At 59.7% G+C, this 20449-nt stretch carries 23 protein-coding genes; 3 read left to right on the top strand and 20 right to left on the bottom strand.

Going from position 1 to position 20449, the window contains the following annotated elements:
- Positions 1 to 9 precede the first annotated feature (9 nt).
- The 12 genes from LOY69_RS06000 to LOY69_RS05945 form a co-directional block, all read right to left on the bottom strand.
- Entirely contained in the window at positions 10 to 1176 is a 1167-nt protein-coding gene (locus LOY69_RS06000; RefSeq protein WP_102878571.1) for a phage tail sheath family protein, read from the bottom strand.
- 101 nt (positions 1177 to 1277) lie between these two features.
- Positions 1278 to 1730, bottom strand: a complete 453-nt coding sequence (locus LOY69_RS05995; RefSeq protein WP_265074248.1) for a phage tail assembly chaperone — start codon at positions 1728 to 1730, stop codon at positions 1278 to 1280.
- Positions 1727 to 2497: a hypothetical protein gene (locus tag LOY69_RS05990; RefSeq protein ID WP_146036617.1), complete on the bottom strand. Its 771-nt coding sequence runs from the start codon at positions 2495 to 2497 to the stop codon at positions 1727 to 1729. The genes LOY69_RS05995 and LOY69_RS05990 overlap by 4 nt, the downstream gene beginning before the upstream one ends.
- Positions 2497 to 3522 (bottom strand): phage tail protein, encoded by a 1026-nt coding sequence (locus tag LOY69_RS05985; RefSeq protein ID WP_102878570.1) that lies wholly within the window; start codon positions 3520 to 3522, stop codon positions 2497 to 2499. Before LOY69_RS05985 ends, LOY69_RS05990 begins: the two co-directional genes overlap by 1 nt.
- Positions 3519 to 4124 carry a phage tail protein I gene (locus LOY69_RS05980; RefSeq protein ID WP_102878569.1) on the bottom strand — a complete coding sequence of 202 codons (606 nt, stop codon included), beginning with the start codon at positions 4122 to 4124 and terminating at the stop codon, positions 3519 to 3521. Before LOY69_RS05980 ends, LOY69_RS05985 begins: the two co-directional genes overlap by 4 nt.
- Before the next feature lies 1 nt (position 4125).
- A complete protein-coding gene (locus LOY69_RS05975; protein WP_102861400.1) occupies positions 4126 to 5007 on the bottom strand; it encodes a baseplate J/gp47 family protein in 882 nt (293 codons plus the stop codon).
- Positions 5004 to 5330 (bottom strand): GPW/gp25 family protein, encoded by a 327-nt coding sequence (locus LOY69_RS05970; protein ID WP_102861399.1) that lies wholly within the window; start codon positions 5328 to 5330, stop codon positions 5004 to 5006. The genes LOY69_RS05975 and LOY69_RS05970 overlap by 4 nt, the downstream gene beginning before the upstream one ends.
- A 4-nt stretch (positions 5331 to 5334) precedes the next feature.
- Positions 5335 to 5538: a hypothetical protein gene (locus tag LOY69_RS05965; RefSeq protein WP_102861398.1), complete on the bottom strand. Its 204-nt coding sequence runs from the start codon at positions 5536 to 5538 to the stop codon at positions 5335 to 5337.
- Positions 5539 to 5641: 103 nt separating this feature from the next.
- Positions 5642 to 6232, bottom strand: coding sequence for a phage baseplate assembly protein V (locus LOY69_RS05960; protein WP_170001070.1), 591 nt, complete (start codon positions 6230 to 6232; stop codon positions 5642 to 5644).
- Entirely contained in the window at positions 6229 to 6750 is a 522-nt protein-coding gene (locus tag LOY69_RS05955; RefSeq protein WP_170001071.1) for a hypothetical protein, read from the bottom strand. The genes LOY69_RS05960 and LOY69_RS05955 overlap by 4 nt, the downstream gene beginning before the upstream one ends.
- 86 nt (positions 6751 to 6836) lie before the next feature.
- Positions 6837 to 7187: a phage holin family protein gene (locus LOY69_RS05950; RefSeq protein WP_110596488.1), complete on the bottom strand. Its 351-nt coding sequence runs from the start codon at positions 7185 to 7187 to the stop codon at positions 6837 to 6839.
- 520 nt (positions 7188 to 7707) lie between these two features.
- The gene (locus tag LOY69_RS05945) at positions 7708 to 8454 is read right to left on the bottom strand and encodes a helix-turn-helix transcriptional regulator (protein WP_102861394.1); all 747 of its coding nucleotides are present in this window, start codon (positions 8452 to 8454) and stop codon (positions 7708 to 7710) included.
- Between the two features lie 186 nt (positions 8455 to 8640).
- Here LOY69_RS05945 and mutS point away from each other — a divergent pair, with 186 nt between their 5' ends.
- Positions 8641 to 11220: a DNA mismatch repair protein MutS gene (gene mutS / locus LOY69_RS05940; protein WP_102861393.1), complete on the top strand. Its 2580-nt coding sequence runs from the start codon at positions 8641 to 8643 to the stop codon at positions 11218 to 11220.
- A 142-nt stretch (positions 11221 to 11362) separates the two neighbouring features.
- Positions 11363 to 11686, top strand: a complete 324-nt coding sequence (gene fdxA / locus LOY69_RS05935) for a ferredoxin FdxA (RefSeq protein ID WP_102861392.1) — start codon at positions 11363 to 11365, stop codon at positions 11684 to 11686.
- Positions 11687 to 12203: 517 nt separating this feature from the next.
- On the opposite strand, the gene rpoS is transcribed toward fdxA, so the two are convergent.
- The 8 genes from rpoS to LOY69_RS05895 all read right to left on the bottom strand — a co-directional run bounded on the left by rpoS (position 12204) and on the right by LOY69_RS05895 (position 19431).
- Positions 12204 to 13211: an RNA polymerase sigma factor RpoS gene (gene rpoS / locus LOY69_RS05930; RefSeq protein WP_016964675.1), complete on the bottom strand. Its 1008-nt coding sequence runs from the start codon at positions 13209 to 13211 to the stop codon at positions 12204 to 12206.
- Positions 13212 to 13317: 106 nt separating this feature from the next.
- On the bottom strand, positions 13318 to 14178 hold the full coding sequence (locus LOY69_RS05925; RefSeq protein WP_265074247.1) for a peptidoglycan DD-metalloendopeptidase family protein: 861 nt from the start codon (positions 14176 to 14178) through the stop codon (positions 13318 to 13320).
- Between the two features lie 212 nt (positions 14179 to 14390).
- Positions 14391 to 15026, bottom strand: a complete 636-nt coding sequence (locus LOY69_RS05920; protein ID WP_170001073.1) for a protein-L-isoaspartate(D-aspartate) O-methyltransferase — start codon at positions 15024 to 15026, stop codon at positions 14391 to 14393.
- A 41-nt stretch (positions 15027 to 15067) separates the two neighbouring features.
- Complete coding sequence (surE, locus tag LOY69_RS05915; RefSeq protein WP_265074246.1) at positions 15068 to 15817, bottom strand: 5'/3'-nucleotidase SurE; 750 nt, start codon at positions 15815 to 15817, stop codon at positions 15068 to 15070.
- Entirely contained in the window at positions 15805 to 16863 is a 1059-nt protein-coding gene (gene truD / locus LOY69_RS05910; protein ID WP_265074245.1) for a tRNA pseudouridine(13) synthase TruD, read from the bottom strand. Before truD ends, surE begins: the two co-directional genes overlap by 13 nt.
- Positions 16860 to 17333, bottom strand: coding sequence for a 2-C-methyl-D-erythritol 2,4-cyclodiphosphate synthase (ispF, locus tag LOY69_RS05905; RefSeq protein ID WP_265074244.1), 474 nt, complete (start codon positions 17331 to 17333; stop codon positions 16860 to 16862). Before ispF ends, truD begins: the two co-directional genes overlap by 4 nt.
- Before the next feature lie 52 nt (positions 17334 to 17385).
- Positions 17386 to 18231, bottom strand: a complete 846-nt coding sequence (fghA, locus tag LOY69_RS05900) for an S-formylglutathione hydrolase (protein WP_110596486.1) — start codon at positions 18229 to 18231, stop codon at positions 17386 to 17388.
- A gap of 87 nt (positions 18232 to 18318) precedes the next feature.
- Positions 18319 to 19431 carry an S-(hydroxymethyl)glutathione dehydrogenase/class III alcohol dehydrogenase gene (locus LOY69_RS05895; protein WP_102861385.1) on the bottom strand — a complete coding sequence of 371 codons (1113 nt, stop codon included), beginning with the start codon at positions 19429 to 19431 and terminating at the stop codon, positions 18319 to 18321.
- A 104-nt stretch (positions 19432 to 19535) separates the two neighbouring features.
- Between LOY69_RS05895 and LOY69_RS05890 the strand changes: the two genes are divergently transcribed.
- On the top strand, positions 19536 to 20435 hold the full coding sequence (locus tag LOY69_RS05890; RefSeq protein WP_102878559.1) for a LysR substrate-binding domain-containing protein: 900 nt from the start codon (positions 19536 to 19538) through the stop codon (positions 20433 to 20435).
- Positions 20436 to 20449: the final 14 nt, after the last annotated feature.

Genomic DNA, 20449 nt, shown 5'->3' with positions numbered 1-20449 from the left:
TGCGGCTCCTTAAGCGGCTTGGTCGAGGACTTCGGTCAACCACTGGTTGGTGACCTCGACCCGGAAGTTGGGGTTTTCGGCGGGCGGTACGTCGGTGAAGCGGATGTTCCAGTACACCTTGCCCTGCTCCAGCTGGCTGGCGGTGTTGAGCTCGGTGTCGGCGTAGACCTCGAAATTGATGATCGCGCCCTGGTTCTTCAGATCACGCATGAACGCTTGCAGGCCCTCGGTGACGTCCTTGACGTAGGTCGCGGTGATCGAGCGGTCCACGGCCCATTTGTGGCCGAAGAGGATGGCGTCCATGACGATGTCCATGGTCCGCACCCGGGTGACGAAGGCCCATTTCGGATCGCTGGACAGCGTGCGGTTGCCCCACAGGCGGAAGCCCGCATCACGAATGATGGTGGTGATGTTGGCGTTGTTCAGCAGGTTGGCGCGGCAGGTTTCATCGCCGTCGAGGAACTCGATCGGCCGCTTGGTGCCGGTGATGCCGACGAACTCCTTGTTCGACGGCGAGGCCCAGAAGCCGTACTCGTTGTCGGTCCAGGCAAACAGACCGGCAACCCAGGCCGATGCCGGCGCATCGACGGTGGCATTGGCGCCGTTGTCCCAGTGCTGAACACCCGGGTCGACCATATAGGCGCGCTTGGCGCCGAAGTTCTTGGCGTAGGCCATGGCCGCTTCGTCGGTGGTATTGGGACCATCGAGAATGGCCAGGCCACGCAGCTTGTCGGCCAGGGCCACCAGGGCGGTGCCGATGGCCAGGGTCGAACTGTGCTTGGGGGTGACCAGCAGACGTGGCTGGGCGTTGAAACGGCTCTTGCCGTCCAGCAGCGCCTGCAGACCGGTACGCTTACCGTCGGCCAGCACCCCGCCGATGATCGCCGAAGTCTGCTCGGCCGCGTCGGTCATCTTGGCCACGCCACAAGCGACGATCACCGCCTTAGCCCGCTGATAGATGGCCTGACAGGCCTTGGTGATGGCCGCATCCGGGCCCCAGGCCGCAATGGCCTCACGCTCGTTGGTGATCAGCAGCAGGTCATTGACCTTGGCAGCGGCGGTCGGGCCTTCGGTGAAGGTGTCCACCAGGCCGATGATCGAAGACGACGGCAGCGAAATAGTGCGCGTGCCGGTGTCGACGTTAGTAACGGTAACGCCGTGGAAAAAACCACTCATGGATAAACTCCAGACATGAAAAAGCCCCGGGTGAAGGGGGCTGTAAGGGATGTTGAGTTAAGGGAAAGCGGGAAAGAAAACGCCCCGGCGGTGCGGGGCGTTTATTGGGTTTGTTCGGCGATCCAGGGCGGCGCCACCGGGCGATGTTCAATCTGTGGAAAGTCCGGGGATTGCGGCCAGTCGCGTAGGGATTGCATGTACACAAGCAGCTCGTTGTACTGATTGTCCGAAAGGGCAGTAGGCACTTTGATTTCAAGCTGATCTCGATGGCGGTCGCGCAGCCATGTAACGGCCGCCAACTCGGCAGCTCGCCAGATTCGTTCATCCTCCCCCAGGTTGAAAGGTTCAACCATAGCGTGGAGCGCATCAGGCAGCGGCAACGTGACAGCTGGTGCCGGCCGCATACCTTCGATGACTTTTGCCAATGCCACCGAGTCGATGTCAGGGTTAGTTAAGATTTCTTGGGGGATGTAGTGGTTTAACGTCACATTTCCCCAGTCGACAAGCATGGTGCCAGCGGTAGCCGACACAGAGAGAACTTTAAATCCACTCACAAGATATTCCCCTTTACTCGATCAGGGCTGTTGCCCCCTTCAAAGATCAAGTTGTTGCCATTTTTCTCAATCGAATAGCCACCAGCACCAGGTGCATTGGTCGACGCTGCACCGGGGCTACCAGGAGCGCCGCCTGCGCCACCGTTCCATCCGGCTGTATACCAGCCCCCAGCGCCACCAGCATCCAAACTGCCTGCCGCTGGGTAGCCATAGCCGTAAGTAGAAACTTGATACATTCCGCCACCTGCGCCGCCAGGACGTCCCGCGCCACCGCCACCTCCGGTATGCAGTACGTTGGGCCAGTAGGCATCCCCGCCGCCACCTCCGCCACCGAAAATGTAGCCATTGCGGTTATCGAGCGTTGCAGGAAAATCAAGAACAACAGCTGTGGCGCCTGGCAAAGGCCGAGCGGGATAAGCCCCCGCGCCACCCGCACCACGGATGTAGTGTTCATTGACGATTTTTAGCGTGGAGCCTGGTGGAAAGACTCCCGTTCTCAATGAAAACCCCGTACCACCGCCGTAAATCATTGCCCGGTTGATAAAGAGATAACGTCGCGCCTTGGTCGGCTTGCCCATGAGGTCAAAAATGCTCGCACCTGCTCGTTCTACTGTGTTGATAAACACAACGGTTCGACGCCAGACCGTGCGCCACCCACTTTCGGTTTTGATGAACAGCTCTGCCCCTTCTCGCCAGCCATCTGCAAGCTTTACATAAGGCATAACACCAGGTCGGTAACCTCCATCCAGCTTTACGTGGAAGTTCATTATGGTTCCTCGTATTGCAGCCAAAGCGTACCAACCGAACCGTCAGTTGGTTTAGGGGCATTTGGAGAGTAGATAAAACGGTTGGCCGGCAATGCATCGGTGATGCCGTATCCCGCAAGGGTGGTCGCCTTGTCTGCTTTGCGTGTCGGGTCAAAATTGGCGGCGTCCCATAGCAAGTTGCCAAAGACGGTTGCGGACTTGTTGGCAAGGCTCAGAAGAAGCGGCGTTATTGTTTCCCCGCCATAATTTGCAAAAATCCTCACATTGTCATTCAGAAGATCCATGCGGGCTTCGCTGCTGGGCGTCACCCAACCGAACTCCGGAGAGTCGCTACCTTCACTCGACAGTAATATTGAGCCATTCAACCGTCCACCCGTTATGGGAAGGAGCTTGCTGACTGCGCTAGTCAGCTCTGCCTTTGTTGCCCCATCAGCAATCCCATAACCAGACAGAGTTGTGGGGTTGATACCACTAACAACTAGGCCTCGTTTATCGATCGTGACTTGCCGATAAGTACCAGCCACCTTATCCGCCGGAAGTGCAGCAGCCAGGGAGTCGTCCACATACTGGCGGGTAGCAAGCACCACCGCCGGATCAATCTTCAACACGATCTGCGCGGTGTTGGCGACGATGAAGTTCATGCGGATGACTTGGGTCTTGCCGGTGCCCTGGGCCAACAGGGGCTTGAAGCTCGGGGCGCAGTTGGCTACCGCCACCAGGTCACCGTCGGCATCGAACAGGCCGATCTCACGAATCCAGCGACCGCCAACATCAGGCGGGATCACTTGTTCGGTGATGATGATGTTGGGGTTGGCCGGGTCGGTGCGCACCTGGTTGACCGGAGCGCGGCGCCATTCGTTGATCAGCTTGGTCTGAGCCCGGTTCGGGATGGGGTCGGTGCCGTTGGCATCGCCGACCGCCATTTCCTTGAAGGTCCAGGGCGTGCCCAGGGCCGTGGCGTTGGCCTGTTTCGCCTCGCCCACCGCCGTGAGAATGGCAAAGAACTGACTGTTGGAATCAATCATGAGTACACATCCAGGGTGTCTGTTTCATCAATACACATGACCTGGCCATAACGGCCGGTCACTTCGATATCGCGGGGTGTCGGGGGGTAAACGTCGATGTCTTCGCCCTGATATTCATAGGCGCCAAGACCAATCACTCCGGAGCTTTCCAGGCTGATGGCCAGGCCAGTCATGTGCCGGCTGACGGGCCTGGCGTCGTCGATCAGCCGGGTCAGCTCCTGGTACATTTCCTCAGTGATACCGGTGTCCAGAACGCCGACTTTCAGGGCAAAGGTGGCCGGTTCGCCTTCAGGGACCGTCTGCCACCATTCGACCACTTCGATCAGGTAGCCCAGCGGTTCCACCACCCGGCGCAGTGCACCGATGGTGCCTTTGCGAGCGTGGATGAAGTACGAGGCACGAATGGCGTTGCGCTTGACCGTCTCGGACCAGCGCGGGTCCCAGCGATCCACCGACCAGGCCCAGGCCAACTGCGGTAGCAGATGCACCGGGCAGGTGGACGGGTTGTACAGGGTGCGCAGCATGATGGCGGTATCGCCTGCGCTGGCCGCCTCAAGGGCGCGCTCCAGCGGCGTGCTATTGATCGGCAATAGGCTGGTCATCTCAGCTCCCCAGCGTGACGCTGTAACCAGTGCAATACGCCGCTTGAGCCTTGGTCGGGGTGATGTCTTGCCAACCCGCCAGATCGACCCGAGCCACGCCGGCCACATGCAACTGCGCATCAATGGCCGAACGGGCCACCTCGATGCCCAGGCGCCGGCGTGGGTTGACCCAGGCAGCCAGCTTGCGCTCGGCCTCTGCCAGGGCAGCGTCACCTTCCGGGCCGGAGCCCTTCATGTGCAGCACCGCGTCGATGCGATACGGCAAGACTTGGGCACTCTGGACCGTGACCCGGTCGCCGAGCGGTCGCACGTCTTCATCGTTGAGGGCTGCGGCAACGGTCGCCAGCAAGTCAGGACTGGCCGCGCCATTTCCCTCCAGGCTCAGCACCGTGACCGTCACCCGGGCCGGTGCCGGGCTTTCGGCCTCGGCGTCTGCTACCAGTGCAGAAGCGTTACGGGCATGCAGGATGTAGCTGTTGCGCGGGCCGGCCGTGGTCAGTCCTTCATAGGCCAATTGCACGCGCTCGCGCAGAGCGTCGTCGGCTTCCTTGACCTCCTCCACCGGCGGCACCGCCTGCGGGTCACCCTGCAGGATCACCAGGCGCTGCAGTTTGACGTTGGCCGCCAGGTGATCCAGGTCCGTGCCCTTGGCATGGGCCAACAGCAGCGCCTTGGCTGCATCGTTGACCCGGGCCCGCAATTGCATATCGCCGTAGGCCGATAGCTCCAGCAGTTTGCTCACCGGGTCGCTTTCCAGGTTGGCCGTCCAGTTATCGCCCATATGCCGGCGAAAGGTGGCCAGCTTGCCTTGGTACAAGGCCTCAAAATCCAGGGCCTCAAGCACCTGCGGCGCCGGCAGCGCCGACAAGTCCAACGTACTCATGCCGTCACCTCCAAAACCGCGCTATCACCCAGGTACTGGCCGGTCAGTTGAAAACTGATCTGACCACCCACCACCGCAACCACTCTTACCCGTTCCAGCTTCAGCCGGGGCTCCCAGCGCAACAGCGCTCGGGCCACTTCGGCCTGCACCGCACTTTTCCACCCGCCGGTTACCGGCAAGTCGACGTAGCGGCGCAGGTTGCTGCCGTACTCCGGGCGCATCCGCCGACTGCCCAGCGGCGTGGTCAGAATGTCCTCGATGGACTGCCGCACATGCTCGATGCCGGACAGCGACAGGCCGGTACGGCGATCCATTCCGATCATCGTGTCACTCCTGCGCTTGCAGATCCGGGTGGGCGTTCAGGTAGTCCAGGGCGACAAGGTCGCCGGCCTTTACCGACACCTGTCCCTGGGCAACCCGCAACTGGCGGCCATCCGGCAGGATCAAATTGCGCGAGGTGTAAAGGGTGTCGCGAAACACCACAGTGCCGGCGCCCACAGGGCGACCGGGAGTTTTCTTAGGGGTGGCCATAGGTATCTCCGGGTACAAAAAAGCCGCTCGGGGCGGGTTGATGGGGTGTTCGGTGATAGGTGAGACGTGAGCGCTGAGTCGTGAGGGCCACGACCCGCATGGGTCACTGCGGCGTTGCAGTTGAACCGGGACCCGGCATCACACCCAGATGGGTATGGGTCGAGCCGACGTTGACCCCGTTGTGCTTCAAGCTCCCACCGTTGATGTGCACATCGCCATTCAAGGTGATCGCTCCGGTCAGGGTGATGCTGTCGGCCTTGCCGGTCAGGGCGCTGTCGGTCACCACCGCCGAGCTGCCGCCGACCTGAATGGTCACCGTGCCGCTGGGCAGGCTGATGCTGTAACTCTTGGCCTGCCAGTCATAGACCAGCGAGCCACCATCCTCGAAACGCCAGACCTCGACGTGGTCACGGTTGTCCGGCTGGGGACCGGCGTTGCCATACAGGCCGGGAACGAAGGTGCCCTGGGCCGGCTCGCCGCTGGGGCTGATCAGCACGCCCTGCTCCCCCAGGCTCGGCGCCCGCCAGTGCCGGGCCTTGCCGGCGGCCTGGCTGTGCCAGCGCACCCAGGCGCTGGTCCAGCCGGCGCCATCGGACACCCGCACCAGGCCGGCAGCCAGATCCACGCCGACCACGCTGCAAGGCAGGATCAGGCCGGCAATCATGCGGTCGTGGGTTGCAGACACGTAACTCACGCCATGTGCTCCGGCGACTGGTAGCCGCCCTCATGACCGGAGCCAGTGTCGGGACTGAAACCCAACACCAGCGTGCCCGGTGGTTGATTCGGCCAGGGCCATTGCTCCTGACCCAGGTAGATAAGCTGCTGCCACTGCACGATCCACTCGGCGCGGTAAACCGACTCTGCAGCCGTACCAACAGGCTTGGCCCACACGGCCGTCGCGCCTTCGACAAAGTCCAGATCCCACTGCTGACAACGCAGCAGCTCGATTAACTGAGCCGCCAGAATGGCCGCCTGCAAAGGTGCCTGTGCAAGCTCGGGGTCAACCCGTACCCGGGCCTCCAAAGTGGCCCGCATGCAACAGCGACCGTCACCCGGGTCGGCTGCCTGGTCCAGGCCGGTGACGGCAAAGTAGAGCGCCGGCTCAGTGGCGCCTTCAAACGCCTTGGGGAATGCCTCAACCGTCTGCAGATGGGGCATCGCCAGCTTGATCGTGGACGTGATGGCGTCTTTTAGCTGGGTCAGTTCGTTCATTGTCTAGTTCCAGAATAAGAGCGAGGCAGCCTAGTCACAGGGGCCTGGGCCGGTGGACCTTGTTGAGGGCCGAAGCCGATCGGGGCTCAAGGCCGATCCGAGTTCGAATCCCGTGAAGGCGGTTCGCAAACCCCGATGCGCTTGGCCGCCCAGCGCTCATAAAGGCCGATGGCGACGTCGGCGCCGGCCATGGCGGTCAGGCAGCCGAAGGCGCAGGCGGTCCAGATCGAGACGCCGGCGGCATACAGCAGCATGATCGCCGAGACCCCGCAGACCACGCAGGCTCCGGAGCGCAGCGCCAGGCGCCGCAGCAGCGACCAGCCACGAGCGCCCTCCTTGTCGGCGCGCCACATTTCGCCGGAAACGCCACCGACCAGCGCCAGGACGATGACCAGCCAGATCGGCATGTCCAGCAACGCTTGTTGCTCGTTTGTCATTCACGTCTCCCGTGCGGATTGAGGCCAGCGAGATGGCCAGTTGATAGAAGGCTGATAACGATGTTTCAAGGGGTCCCTGTCTGTTGGTGGCCCACGTTAGGCAGGCATTCCAAAAAGCCCGGTCGCCCGGGCTTTTCAGTAATGCAAACCTTGGTCTTTCGGCACGACTGGTGCGGTACGGACCCATTCAAATTGTTCCTCCGACCGCGACCCTGTCCGCCGGATAACTGCTTCTGGTGCTTTACGCTGCACACCCGGGTCAGTTGCCAACCCTCTGAACCGTCGAGGCCGGTTCATCGCTGCCTTTGCTTTGCCACTAAAGAGCGTCGTTGCAGCCGTTGTTGAACGGCTTGAGATGGATAATATGCATTCGTGCATATGCAGTCAATGCGTAAATGCATTTATTTATGCATGCGAATTGCGCGAATGCATGAGAGCCGCATAGATGCAGGGCGGGGGGGGATTTTTCGAGGGCGAAAAAAAGCCCGCTCAGTGGCGGGCTTTGTCTGACAGTGATGGCTTAGCGGGCGTACATGCCCCACCAGAAGACGTGACCGAGGATGCTGATCTGCTCCTCCTGGATTTCCTGGAAGCTGTAGTCCTCATCCGGATGCTCATCGCGGTTGAAGCTGCGCAGGCGAATCCCGGTGGGCAAGCGATACAGCTGCTTCACTCGCAGTTGGCCATTGTGGTTGATCGCATACAGGTCGCCATCGACGATATCGCCGATGGCGCACTTGCCAGCATTGACCCCGACCGTGGCACCATCGCGCAGCACCGGCAACATACTGTTGCCCCGCACCGTGACGCATTTGGCCTGATCGAACTGCACGCCGTTGTGCCGCAGGCTGCGCTTGCCGAAGCGCAGGCTGGCGCGCTCGCTCTCCTCGATGACGAATCTTCCTGATCCAGCAGCCAATTCAACCTCACGCAGAAAAGGAACCGACACCTCGTCGTCATCGACAGGGGTATCGTCGTCCCACAGGCTTATGTCCTTGAGTTCCGAATGAATCTCGTCGCGGGGCGCAGCAACCCGGGCAGGCGCGATATCCACGCGCCCGCGCAATTGGTCGGTGCTCACCTGGAAGTATTCAGCGATCCGCGAGATGTGTTTATCCGAAGGATCGACGATCTTCCCGCTGAGAATCCGCGAGAGGGTGGATTGAGGCACACCAGTCCGACGGTGAAGCTCCGTGGGGGAGATTCCATCACGATCCAGCAGCTCTCTTAAGACGGTAGAAACATTGCGTATTTGCATAGAACGCATAGTGCTCGAACTTTTAGCCCATGACAAATGCTGTTTTGCATATTTGTGCTGCATTTACCGGACAAACGCAGTAGTGCCTTGGTGTCTGCGAGGCCAGGGCGCCCATGGTAACCTTGCCGCCATCTGCAAAAAGCCGGGCCCAGCGCTCCTTTGCTTCACCCATTCAACGAATCCGCCTAAATACCAATGAGTAAAAATACCTCCGATCTGTCCTCCCACACGCCGATGATGCAGCAGTACTGGCGCCTCAAGAACCAGCACCCTGATCAGTTGATGTTCTACCGCATGGGCGACTTCTACGAGATCTTCTATGAAGACGCAAAGAAGGCCGCCAAGCTGCTGGACATCACCCTGACGGCACGCGGACAGTCGGCGGGACAGGCAATTCCCATGTGTGGCATTCCCTACCACGCCGCCGAAGGTTACCTGGCCAAGCTGGTGAAGCTCGGCGAGTCGGTGGTCATCTGCGAGCAAGTGGGTGATCCGGCCACCAGCAAAGGCCCCGTGGAACGTCAGGTGGTGCGCATCATTACCCCGGGCACCGTCAGCGACGAAGCCCTGCTGGACGAACGCCGCGACAACCTGATCGCGGCCGTGCTGGGCGATGAGCGCTTGTTCGGCCTGGCGGTGCTGGACATCACCAGCGGCAATTTCAGCGTCCTGGAAATCAAGGGTTGGGAAAACTTGCTGGCGGAGCTGGAACGCATCAATCCAGTGGAGCTGCTGATCCCTGATGACTGGCCACAAGGCCTGCCGGCGGAAAAGCGCCGGGGTGTTCGACGTCGCGCCCCCTGGGACTTCGAGCGCGACTCGGCCCACAAGAGCCTCTGCCAGCAATTCTCCACCCAAGACCTCAAGGGCTTTGGTTGCGAGACCCTGACCCTGGCCATCGGCGCCGCCGGATGTCTGTTGAGCTACGCCAAGGAAACCCAGCGCACCGCCCTGCCCCACTTGCGCAGCCTGCGGCACGAACGCCTGGACGACACGGTGGTGCTGGACGGTGCCAGTCGCCGCAACCTGGAGCTGGACACCAACCTGGCCGGTGGACGCGACAACACCCTGCAATCGGTAGTCGATCGCTGCCAGACCGCCATGGGCAGCCGTCTGCTGACCCGCTGGCTGAACCGCCCGCTACGGGATCTCAAGGTCTTGCAGGCGCGTCAGTCCTCGATCACCTGCCTGCTGGACGGCTACCGTTTCGAACGGCTGCAGCCGCAGTTGAAGGAAATCGGCGATATCGAGCGGATTCTCGCGCGAATCGGCTTGCGCAATGCCCGTCCTCGGGACCTGGCTCGCCTGCGTGATGCCCTGGCAGCGTTGCCAGAGCTGCAAGAGGCGATGACCGAACTGGAGGCAGAGCACCTCAAGCAACTGGCAGTCACCACCAGCACCTACCCGGAACTGGCCGCGCTGCTGGCCAAAGCGATCATCGACAACCCGCCGGCGGTGATCCGCGACGGCGGCGTGCTCAAGACCGGCTACGACGCCGAGCTCGACGAACTGCAATCCTTGAGCGAGAACGCCGGGCAATTCCTGATCGATCTGGAAGCCCGGGAAAAAGCCCGTACCGGTCTGGCCAACCTCAAAGTCGGCTATAACCGCATTCATGGCTACTTCATCGAGCTGCCGAGCAAACAGGCCGAGCAGGCACCGGCGGATTACATTCGTCGCCAGACCCTGAAGGGCGCCGAGCGCTTCATCACTCCGGAACTCAAGGAGTTTGAAGACAAGGCGCTGTCGGCCAAGAGCCGCGCCCTGGCCCGGGAAAAGATGCTCTACGATGCGCTGCTGGAAACCCTGATCAGCCATCTGCCGCCGCTGCAGGATACCGCCGGTGCCCTGGCGGAACTGGACGTGCTGAGCAATCTGGCCGAACGCGCGCTGAACCTGGACCTCAATTGCCCGCGTTTTGTCAGCGAGCCTTGCATGCGCATCACCCAGGGCCGTCACCCGGTGGTGGAGCAAGTATTGACCACACCTTTTGTGGCCAACGACCTGAATCTGGACGACAACACCCGGATGCTGGTGATCACCGGTCCTAACATGGGCGGTAAATCCACCTACATGCGCCAGACTGCGCTGATCGTACTGCTGGCCCATATCGGCAGTTTTGTCCCGGCGGCGAGCTGCGAGCTGTCCCTGGTGGATCGGATCTTTACTCGGATCGGCTCTAGCGACGACCTGGCCGGCGGTCGCTCGACCTTCATGGTGGAAATGAGTGAAACCGCGAACATCCTGCACAACGCCACTGAACGCAGCCTGGTGCTGATGGACGAAGTGGGCCGCGGCACCAGTACTTTCGACGGACTTTCCCTGGCCTGGGCTGCGGCAGAACGTCTCGCCCATCTGCGGGCCTACACCCTGTTCGCCACCCACTATTTTGAACTGACCGTACTGCCGGAAAGCGAGCCGCTGGTGGCCAACGTGCACCTCAATGCCACTGAACACAACGAGCGCATCGTCTTCCTGCACCATGTATTGCCCGGCCCTGCCAGCCAGAGCTATGGCCTGGCGGTAGCCCAGCTGGCGGGGGTTCCCAGCGCTGTCATCGGGCGAGCCCGTGAACATTTGAGCCGCCTGGAGACCACCAGCCTGCCCCATGAAACACCACGCCCCGCGCCAGGCAAAGCCTCGGTTCCGCAGCAAAGCGACCTGTTTGCCAGCCTGCCGCACCCAGTCCTCGAGGAACTGGCCAAACTGGATCTGGATGACCTGACACCACGCCGGGCACTGGAAATGCTCTATACATTGAAGACACGCATCTAACGCGAACGCCTTCAAGCTGTTAGAATCTCGCGCGGTTTGGGATGCTGCGGACTATTAGCCTGGTTCGCAGACTATCGCTCCCAAACCTGGCGACCCCGTCATGTAGGGGCTCCGCTGCCGCCGCCTGAGGAGAGAATTAGAAATGACCTTCGTCGTCACCGACAACTGCATCAAGTGCAAGTACACCGACTGCGTAGAAGTCTGTCCGGTGGACTGCTTTTACGAAGGGCCGAACTTCCTGGTGATTCACCCGGATGAGTGCATTGACTGCGCGCTGTGCGAGCCTGAATGCCCGGCTGTAGCCATTTTCTCCGAGGATGAAGTCCCGGAGGAGATGCAGGAGTTCATTCAGCTGAACGTCGAGCTGGCAGAGATCTGGCCGAATATCACTGAAAAGAAAGAATCGTTGCCGGATGCCGCAGAGTGGGATGGCGTCAAAGGCAAGATCAAAGACCTCGAACGCTGATTGCCCCCGCGTTCCTGAAAAGGCCCCTTGCGGGCCTTTTTGCATTTCTGGGAATAGGGCTCTTGTCCTCGGGACTTTTCGACAGGCAAAAAAAAGGGGCGGTATGACCCGCCCACATTTTTCCCTAGTCCCTGTGTTCCTTTTCATCGTCCTGATGAATCGCTTCCTGCGATGTCCTGACCATCGTCCTTGATGGCTGTGTCTATCCGTCGACACAGGGCTGATATTAGAGAATTCCCTGGTAAGAGCAATCGCACTATTCCCCGGAAAACTTGTCGAACACAAACAGAAAGACTTAAAAAATACTTATAAATCAACAATATAAAAAATCACTTAAAGCATTTCAGGCAAGTCTGAAGCAATCGAGAACCGAACACTTACGGAAACGTAATCTATTGCTTACACGCCAGTGAAGAGTAATCCCAACCCTGACCAGAATCCCAGAACTCAGAGTCAAAATAATCACGCAATAAAAAGCCCCGAACAGATCGGGGCTCTTGCGAGTCAGTTCCAGAAGCTACTGAAATAGAGACTCACTGGACAACCCATTCTTCTCAAGGATCTCTCGCAGGCGCTTGAGGCCTTCAACCTGGATTTGTCGAACCCGCTCACGGGTCAGGCCAATCTCCAGGCCAACATCTTCAAGAGTGCTGCTCTCATGACCTCGCAGGCCAAAGCGGCGAACCACCACTTCACGCTGCTTTTCAGTCAATTCGGACAGCCATTGATCGATGCTTTGCGACAGATCATCGTCCTGCAACAGTTCACAAGGATCCGTTGGACGATCGTCAGTCAAGGTGTCCAGCAGGGTTTTATCCGAATCCGGTCCCAGCGAGACATCAACCGAAGAAACCCGCTCATTCAGACCGAGCATGCGTTTGACTTCAGCCACCGGCTTCTCCAGCAGGTTGGCGATTTCTTCGGGAGAGGGTTCATGATCGAGTTTTTGCGTCAACTCACGGGCGGCGCGCAAGTAGACGTTAAGCTCTTTGACCACATGAATCGGCAACCGGATGGTCCGGGTTTGATTCATGATCGCCCGTTCGATGGTCTGGCGAATCCACCAGGTGGCGTAGGTCGAAAAGCGGAAGCCGCGTTCCGGGTCGAACTTCTCCACTGCCCGGATCAGGCCGAGGTTGCCCTCTTCAATCAGGTCCAGCAGCGACAATCCACGATTGACATAGCGCCGGGCAATTTTCACCACCAGTCGCAAGTTACTTTCAATCATGCGCTTGCGCCCGGCGGGGTCGCCACTCTGCGACAAACGCGCAAAGTGCACTTCCTCTTCGGGAGAGAGCAATGGAGAAAAGCCGATTTCATTGAGGTACAACTGCGTTGCATCGAGGGCACGCGTGTAATCAATGTACTTGTGTTGCTTAAGTGAAGCGGAGCTTTTGGATTTGGCGCGAACGGAAGGTGGAGTTGCCCCCTCATTATTCGACATCGAATCCATATCGATACTGCTCTCCATAAGGAGAACTTCATCGTCGATGTCAAACTCCGGCACTTCTTTACTGAGAGCCATTGTTATAGTCCTTTGGTGAGTTCGACCTCAGGCTCAAGCGGCGCCTTAATCCTTGGCAACGCTGGAGCCTGTTCCCTCTACGTGAGCGGAACAGGCTGGTAACGGATCAACGACGTGGCAGGAATTGCAGCGGATCTACAGGTTTACCTTGTCGGCGAATCTCAAAGTGCAGTTTCACCCGGTCTGTACCAGTTGATCCCATCTCGGCAATTGTCTGTCCGACTTTGACCTGCTGTCCCTCCCGAACCAATAGCTTGCGGTTGTGGCCGTAAGCACTGACGTAGGTTTCGTTGTGTTTGATGATGACTAATTCGCCGTAGCCCCTTAAGCCACTCCCGGCGTAAACCACCGTCCCATCAGACGCAGCTAAAACAGGCTGTCCCAAATCCCCGGCGATATCAATGCCTTTATTCAAACTACCGTTTGAAGAGAATTTTCCAATCAGAACACCGTTGGAAGGCCAGCCCCAGCCCGTCGGAGCGGGGCCTGCAGGCGTAACCGGAGCGGGCGCCGGCTTGCTTGCAGTAGCTGTAGAAGTGCCCGTTGCGGTGGCTGTCGTTGCCCCCGCCGGACGACGAATAACCGTGGTCTTGCTGGAGGACGATGCACCAGACTGGGTGCTGGTAACCACAGTTGTCGGCGCAACACCCGTGCGACCATCAAAACGAATGGTTTGCCCCGGATGGATGGTATAGGGCTCGCCAATATTGTTACGAGCAGCCAACGCCTTGTAGTCCCAGCCGTAGCGAAACGCGATGGAGAACAGCGTATCCCCGCGACGTACTACATATTGTCCCGTGGTCACAGTTGGACGCTGAGGCGCCGCATTATTACTGCGTTCAACCACACCCACACTGCTGGACTTGGTGCTGGAACAACCGACCAACAAGGAACTCAAGACAAGGCCAATCATCAGTCGCTGAAAGCTTGTTATACCCATACGCTGCGCAATGACTGTGAGACTCACCCGCCGCTCCCTTTATGGTGGTTGACGATATTAATTGCCTGGCTCAGGCATGAAATGACGCAAGTATAACTGGAGGCAGGCGCTTTACGGCTGGCAAAGCGCAACACACAGTCACAAGAGGTTGCCATTGATCGCCGTCCCACTCATTGCCGATCAATACGGCACTAAGACACAACCCGGCAAACAGAATTCACCCAGGCGGCGATAAATGCTCAGGCCAGTGGCCCATTGAGCAACGGTACAAACCGCACCGCCCCCAGGACATGTCGGGCAAAGCCATGTTCTTCACGAATGATCAGCATCAACTGCTGTACTTCTCCGGCTCCCACTGGAATGACCAGACGCCCACCAGGCGCCAGTTGATCAAGCAGTGCCTGAGGAATATCGGTAGCCACGGCGGTGACGATGATGCCGTTGTAAGGCGCCAACGCTGGCCAGCCCTCCCAACCATCGCCCCAGCGGAACACCACATTACGCAGGTTCAATTCCTGCAGACGCTCCTTGGCCCGATCCTGCAGGACCTTGATCCGCTCCACCGAAAACACCCGCTCAACCAACTGCGACAGTACTGCCGTCTGGTAGCCGGAACCGGTACCGATCTCCAGCACTTTGTCCAGCGGACCTGCCGCCAACAGCAACTCGCTCATGCGAGCCACCATATAAGGCTGGGAGATAGTCTGGTTATGGCCGATGGGCAGCGCTGTGTCTTCATAGGCACGGTGCGCCAGAGCTTCATCAACGAACAGATGCCGTGGTGTACGACGAATGACTTCCAATACCTGGGGATTGGACAGGCCCTCATCGTAAAGCCGTTGGATCAGGCGCTCGCGGGTTCGCTGGGAAGTCATGCCTATTCCCCGTCGTAGCAAATCGTCCTGCTCACGAGCCATCAGCGCAGCCCCTCCAACCAACCATCCAGACTCCTGAACGCCTCATTGAAGGTGCGATCGAGCTGTAACGGCGTGATCGACACATAACCTTGCATGACAGCATGGAAGTCAGTACCTGGACCGCCATCTTCGGCGTCCCCTGCGGCGGCAATCCAGTATCCCGACTTGCCACGGGGATCGACGACCTGCATGGGCGCCGCTGCGCGCGCGCGATGGCCCAACCGGGTCAGCTGTATGCCACGGATATGATCAAGCGGGAGGTTGGGAATATTCACGTTCAACACCGTCCGTGGTGGCAAATCCAGCAAGCCCTGAGCCTGTACCAGCTTGCGCGCGAAATGGGCAGCAGTGGCGAGGTTTTCTACCTGCCTCGACACCAGCGAAAAGGCAATCGCCGGGCGCTGCAGGAAACGTCCTTCAAGCGCAGCAGCGACGGTTCCGGAATACAGCACGTCATCACCGAGGTTGGCCCCCAGGTTGATTCCCGACACCACCATGTCCGGCTCATGCTCCAACAGGCCGTTAAGCCCCAGGTGAACACAGTCGGTCGGTGTGCCATTGATACTGATGAAACCATTGCCGAGGGTATGCGGATGCAACGGACGGTCGAGCGTCAGCGAACTGCTGGCGCCGCTTTTGTCTTGATCCGGTGCGATAACCACACACTCGGCGTAATCCGCCAACGCAGCATGCAGCGCGGCGATACCGGGTGCAGTTACCCCATCATCGTTAGAAATCAGAATACGCATGAGCTGTCCGTCTGCCCCACCGGCACCAGATCGACGAGTTCACGCACCAATGCGGTGGCGAAACACCCGGCCGGCAGGACGAATTCCAGTTGCAGAATGTCAGGCTCGGGATAATGCCACGTCAAACCGCCAATGGGCAGCCGCAGGATGCGTCGTTCGTGGCTCATGCCGGCTTTAATCAGCCAATCGCACAGTCCCGCCTCACGATCGGCAATCTGTTGCTCAAGCTCATGGGATACACCGCCCGCCGGAGAAACACCCTCCCCCCACAGCGGACCGGTGGGGTGCAGGTCGAGAATCGCCAGGCGTGGGTCCGAGCATTCATCAGGCCCGGCCATGAAAAAGCTGCGACTGTCGGTAAACGCCAGCAGGTCACCTATCTGTGCCTGCTGCCAACTGCCGTCCGCCACCCGTGCTGCCAGCACCTGGTTGAACAAATAGCTGCGGGCCGTAGACAACAACCGCGAACGCACATTGCGCTGCTCTGGTAGTGCCTGGCGCGCGGCCCAGCCGCGGGCATCCACTAGATTGCCGCCGTCGTGGCCAAAACGCTGGGCGCCGAAATAGTTGGGAATCCCAAACTGGGCGATCTGCTGCAAACGCTCATCAATGGCCGAATGGTCCGCCGTAAGCTCTGTCAGACGCAGGGTAAAACCGTTGGCCGCATGGGCTCCACGCTGTAGCTTGCGCTTGTGTCGGGTGGCCTTGAGGATTTTCAGGGTGTGGTTTTCCGCCGCGCCAAGATCCGGATCAGCCTTGCCCGGCAGTTGCACACTGAACCATTGGCGAGTCAGCGCCTGACGATCCTTGAGCCCGGCGTAGCTCACGGTGCGCAACGACACTCCGGCGGCCTTGGCAATCCGCCGCGCGGCCTCTTCGGTATTCAAGCCACGCTTTTCCACCCACAGCCACAGGTGCTCGCCTTCACCGCTCAGCGGGATATCGAGCACTTCATCGACCTGGAAATCTTCGGCAGTAGCCTTGAGCACCGCGCTGCCCAGGGCATCGCCATAGGCCCGCGGGCCCAACAGTTGCAGTTCATTCATGGGCGCAGCAACAAGGCCACGGAGTGCACCGCGATACCTTCCTCGCGACCGACGAAACCGAGTTTTTCGGTAGTGGTGGCCTTCACGTTCACTTGATCCAGTTCGACTTGCAGGTCCTCGGCAATCAAGGCCCGCATGGTTTCAATATGAGGCGCCATTTTTGGGGCCTGGGCGACGATGGTGTTGTCGACGTTGCCGATCTTCCAGCCTTTGGCATGGATCAGCGCGACAACATGACGCAGCAGGACGCGGCTGTCGGCACCTTTGAACTGCGGATCGGTGTCCGGAAAATGCTTGCCGATATCCCCCAGCGCCGCGGCGCCCAGCAGGGCATCACTGAGTGCGTGCAACAACACATCACCGTCGGAGTGGGCGAGCAACCCAGAATGATGGGCGATACGCACACCGCCCAAAGTAATGAAGTCGCCCTCAGCGAAACGGTGCACATCGTAGCCGTGGCCAATACGCATAAAAAAACGCCCCGAAAAAGTCAGGGCGTGATTCTACCTGCTTTGGCGGGTATTAGGCGTTAAGAGCACGTGCATGGTGCTGCAAGTGATCGTCTATAAAGCTGGCGATAAAGAAGTAGCTGTGGTCATAACCGGGCTGCATGCGCAGCGTCAGCTCATGCCCGGCATTCTTTGCCGCTTGCTGCAGAACTTCAGGCTTGAGCTGGCCGGCGAGGAAATCGTCGCGATCCCCCTGATCCACTAGCAACGGCAGCTTCTGCGTGGCCTCGGCGATCAATACGCTGGCATCCCACTCGCGCCAGCGTGAGCGCTCTTCCCCCAGATAACGGGAAAACGCCTTCTGCCCCCAAGGACAATCCATGGGATTACTGATAGGAGCGAACGCCGAAACCGACTGATAGCGACCGGGATTACGCAACGCGCAGACCAACGCCCCGTGACCGCCCATGGAGTGGCCGCTGATCCCACGTTTCTGCGACGCGGGAAAGTGCGCCTCCACCAACTCCGGCAGCTCGTTCACCACATAGTCATGCATCCGATAATGCTGGGCCCAGGGCTCCTGTGTCGCGTTCAGATAGAACCCCGCGCCCAGGCCAAAGTCCCAAGCGCCCTCCGGGTCACCGGGCACGCCTGCGCCGCGAGGGCTGGTATCCGGAGCGACGATGATCAGGCCCAGTTCCGCCGCCAGGCGCTGGGCGCCGGCCTTTTGCATGAAGTTCTCGTCGGTGCAGGTCAGGCCGGACAACCAGTAAAGCACCGGCAGCTTGCCCCCCTGCTCCGCCTGGGGCGGCAAGTACACGGCGAACACCATGTCACAGCCCAACACCTGGGAATGATGCTTGTAGCGTTTGTGCCAGCCGCCGAAGCTCTTCTGGCAGGAAAGGTTTTCCAGACTCATGGCAGACCTCCAGTCACAAGCCGCAAGCTACGAGCCGCAAGTGGGAATCCCCTCTTGGTGCTTGTGGCTTGCAGCTTGCCGCTGCTCTTAGAAATGAATGACCGAACGAATGCTCTTGCCTTCGTGCATCAGGTCGAAAGCCTTGTTGATATCTTCCAGGCCCATGGTGTGAGTAATGAAGGTATCCAGCGGGATTTCGCCGGTCTGAGACATTTCCACGTAGCTTGGCAGCTCGCTGCGACCACGCACGCCACCGAATGCCGAACCGCGCCAAACGCGGCCAGTCACCAGCTGGAAGGGACGGGTCGAAATTTCCTGACCGGCACCGGCCACACCGATGATCACCGACTCGCCCCAGCCCTTGTGGCAGCATTCCAGCGCGGCGCGCATCAGTTGCACGTTGCCGATGCATTCGAAGGAGAAATCCACGCCGCCGTCAGTCATATCGACGATGACCTCCTGGATCGGACGGTCGAAATCCTTGGGGTTGACGCAATCGGTGGCGCCCAGTTGCTTGGCGATCTCGAACTTGGCCGGATTGATATCGATAGCAATAATGCGCCCGGCCTTGGCCTTGACCGCACCGATTACCGCCGACAGACCAATGCCCCCCAGGCCGAAGATAGCCACGGTATCACCGGCCTTGACCTTGGCGGTGTTGATCACCGCGCCAATGCCTGTGGTCACGCCGCAACCCAGCAGGCAGACCTTCTCCAGAGGCGCGTCCTTGGGAATCTTGGCCACGGAGATTTCCGGCAGAACGGTGTACTCGGAGAATGTCGAGGTACCCATATAGTGGAAAATGGGCTGACCCTTGTAGGAAAAACGGGTAGTACCATCAGGCATCAGGCCTTTGCCCTGGGTAGCGCGAATGGCCTGACAGAGGTTGGTCTTGCCCGACAGACAGAATTTGCACTTGCCACATTCCGGGGTGTAGAGCGGGATCACATGATCGCCGACGGCCACCGAGGTCACGCCCTCGCCCACCGCTTCCACCACTGCACCACCTTCATGGCCGAGGATCGCCGGAAAGATACCTTCCGGGTCAGCACCGGACAGGGTGTAGGCGTCGGTGTGGCAGACGCCGGAAGCGACAACCCGCAACAGCACTTCGCCGGCCTTGGGCATGGCAACATCCACTTCGACGATTTCCAGGGGCTTCTTGGCCTCGAAGGCTACGGCAGCACGTGACTTGATCATCCTGACTCTCCAGCGAATAAAAACGAGGCAGTGAGTGTAAAACAGCGCAAGGCGATGAATAATCCAGACAAAAGCAAAACATTATTGCCATGCAGGGATAATCAATGAGCGAAAACCGTTGGGAAGGCATCGACGAATTTGTCGCAGTCGCCGAATGCAGCCAGTTCACTGCCGCTGCCGAACGCCTGGGGGTGTCCTCATCTCATATCAGCCGCCAGGTCGTGCGCCTGGAAGAGCGCTTGCAGACCCGCCTGCTGTATCGCAGTACCCGCCGCGTCACCCTGACCGAGGCCGGGCAGACCTTTCTCCAGCATTGCCAACGCTTGCAGGACGGACGCGAGGAAGCATTGCGAGCCGTGGGGGACCTGACCAGCGAGCCCAAGGGCATGCTGCGCATGACTTGCGCAGTGGCCTATGGCGAGCGTTTCATCGTGCCGCTGGTCACGCGTTTCATGAGCCTTTATCCGCAATTGCGGGTGGACATAGAACTGAGCAACCGTCCCCTGGACCTGGTGCACGAGGGGCTCGACCTGGCCATTCGCCTGGGACGCCTGCAGGACTCACGCCTGGTCGCCACTCGCCTGGCACCACGCCGCATGTACCTATGTGCATCGCCGTCCTATCTGGAACGCTATGGCCGCCCTCACAGCCTTTCGGAATTGAGCCGGCACAACTGCCTGATCGGCAGCTCGGATATCTGGCAGTTGGAGGTCGACGGGCGCGAATTTTCGCAAAGGGTGCAGGGCAACTGGCGCTGCAACAGCGGACAGGCAGTGCTGGACGCGGCATTACAAGGCGTCGGACTCTGCCAACTGCCGGACTACTACGTTCTGGAGCACCTGCAGGACGGTACGCTGGTTTCCTTGCTGGAAGCTCACCAGCCGCCCAACACCGCAGTCTGGGCGCTCTATCCACAGCAACGGCATCTGTCGCCGAAAGTGCGCAAGCTGGTGGATTATCTCAAGCAAGGCTTGGCCGAACGCCCGGAATACCGCGATGTGTAGCCGCTGCCGCAGGG

Origin of the sequence: Pseudomonas sp. B21-059 (assembly GCF_026016285.1) — a bacterium.
In the GTDB taxonomy this organism is placed as follows: domain Bacteria; phylum Pseudomonadota; class Gammaproteobacteria; order Pseudomonadales; family Pseudomonadaceae; genus Aquipseudomonas; species Aquipseudomonas danubii.
Note: the sequence above shows the minus strand (reverse complement) of the source record. Positions and strands in the feature narration are given on the sequence as shown.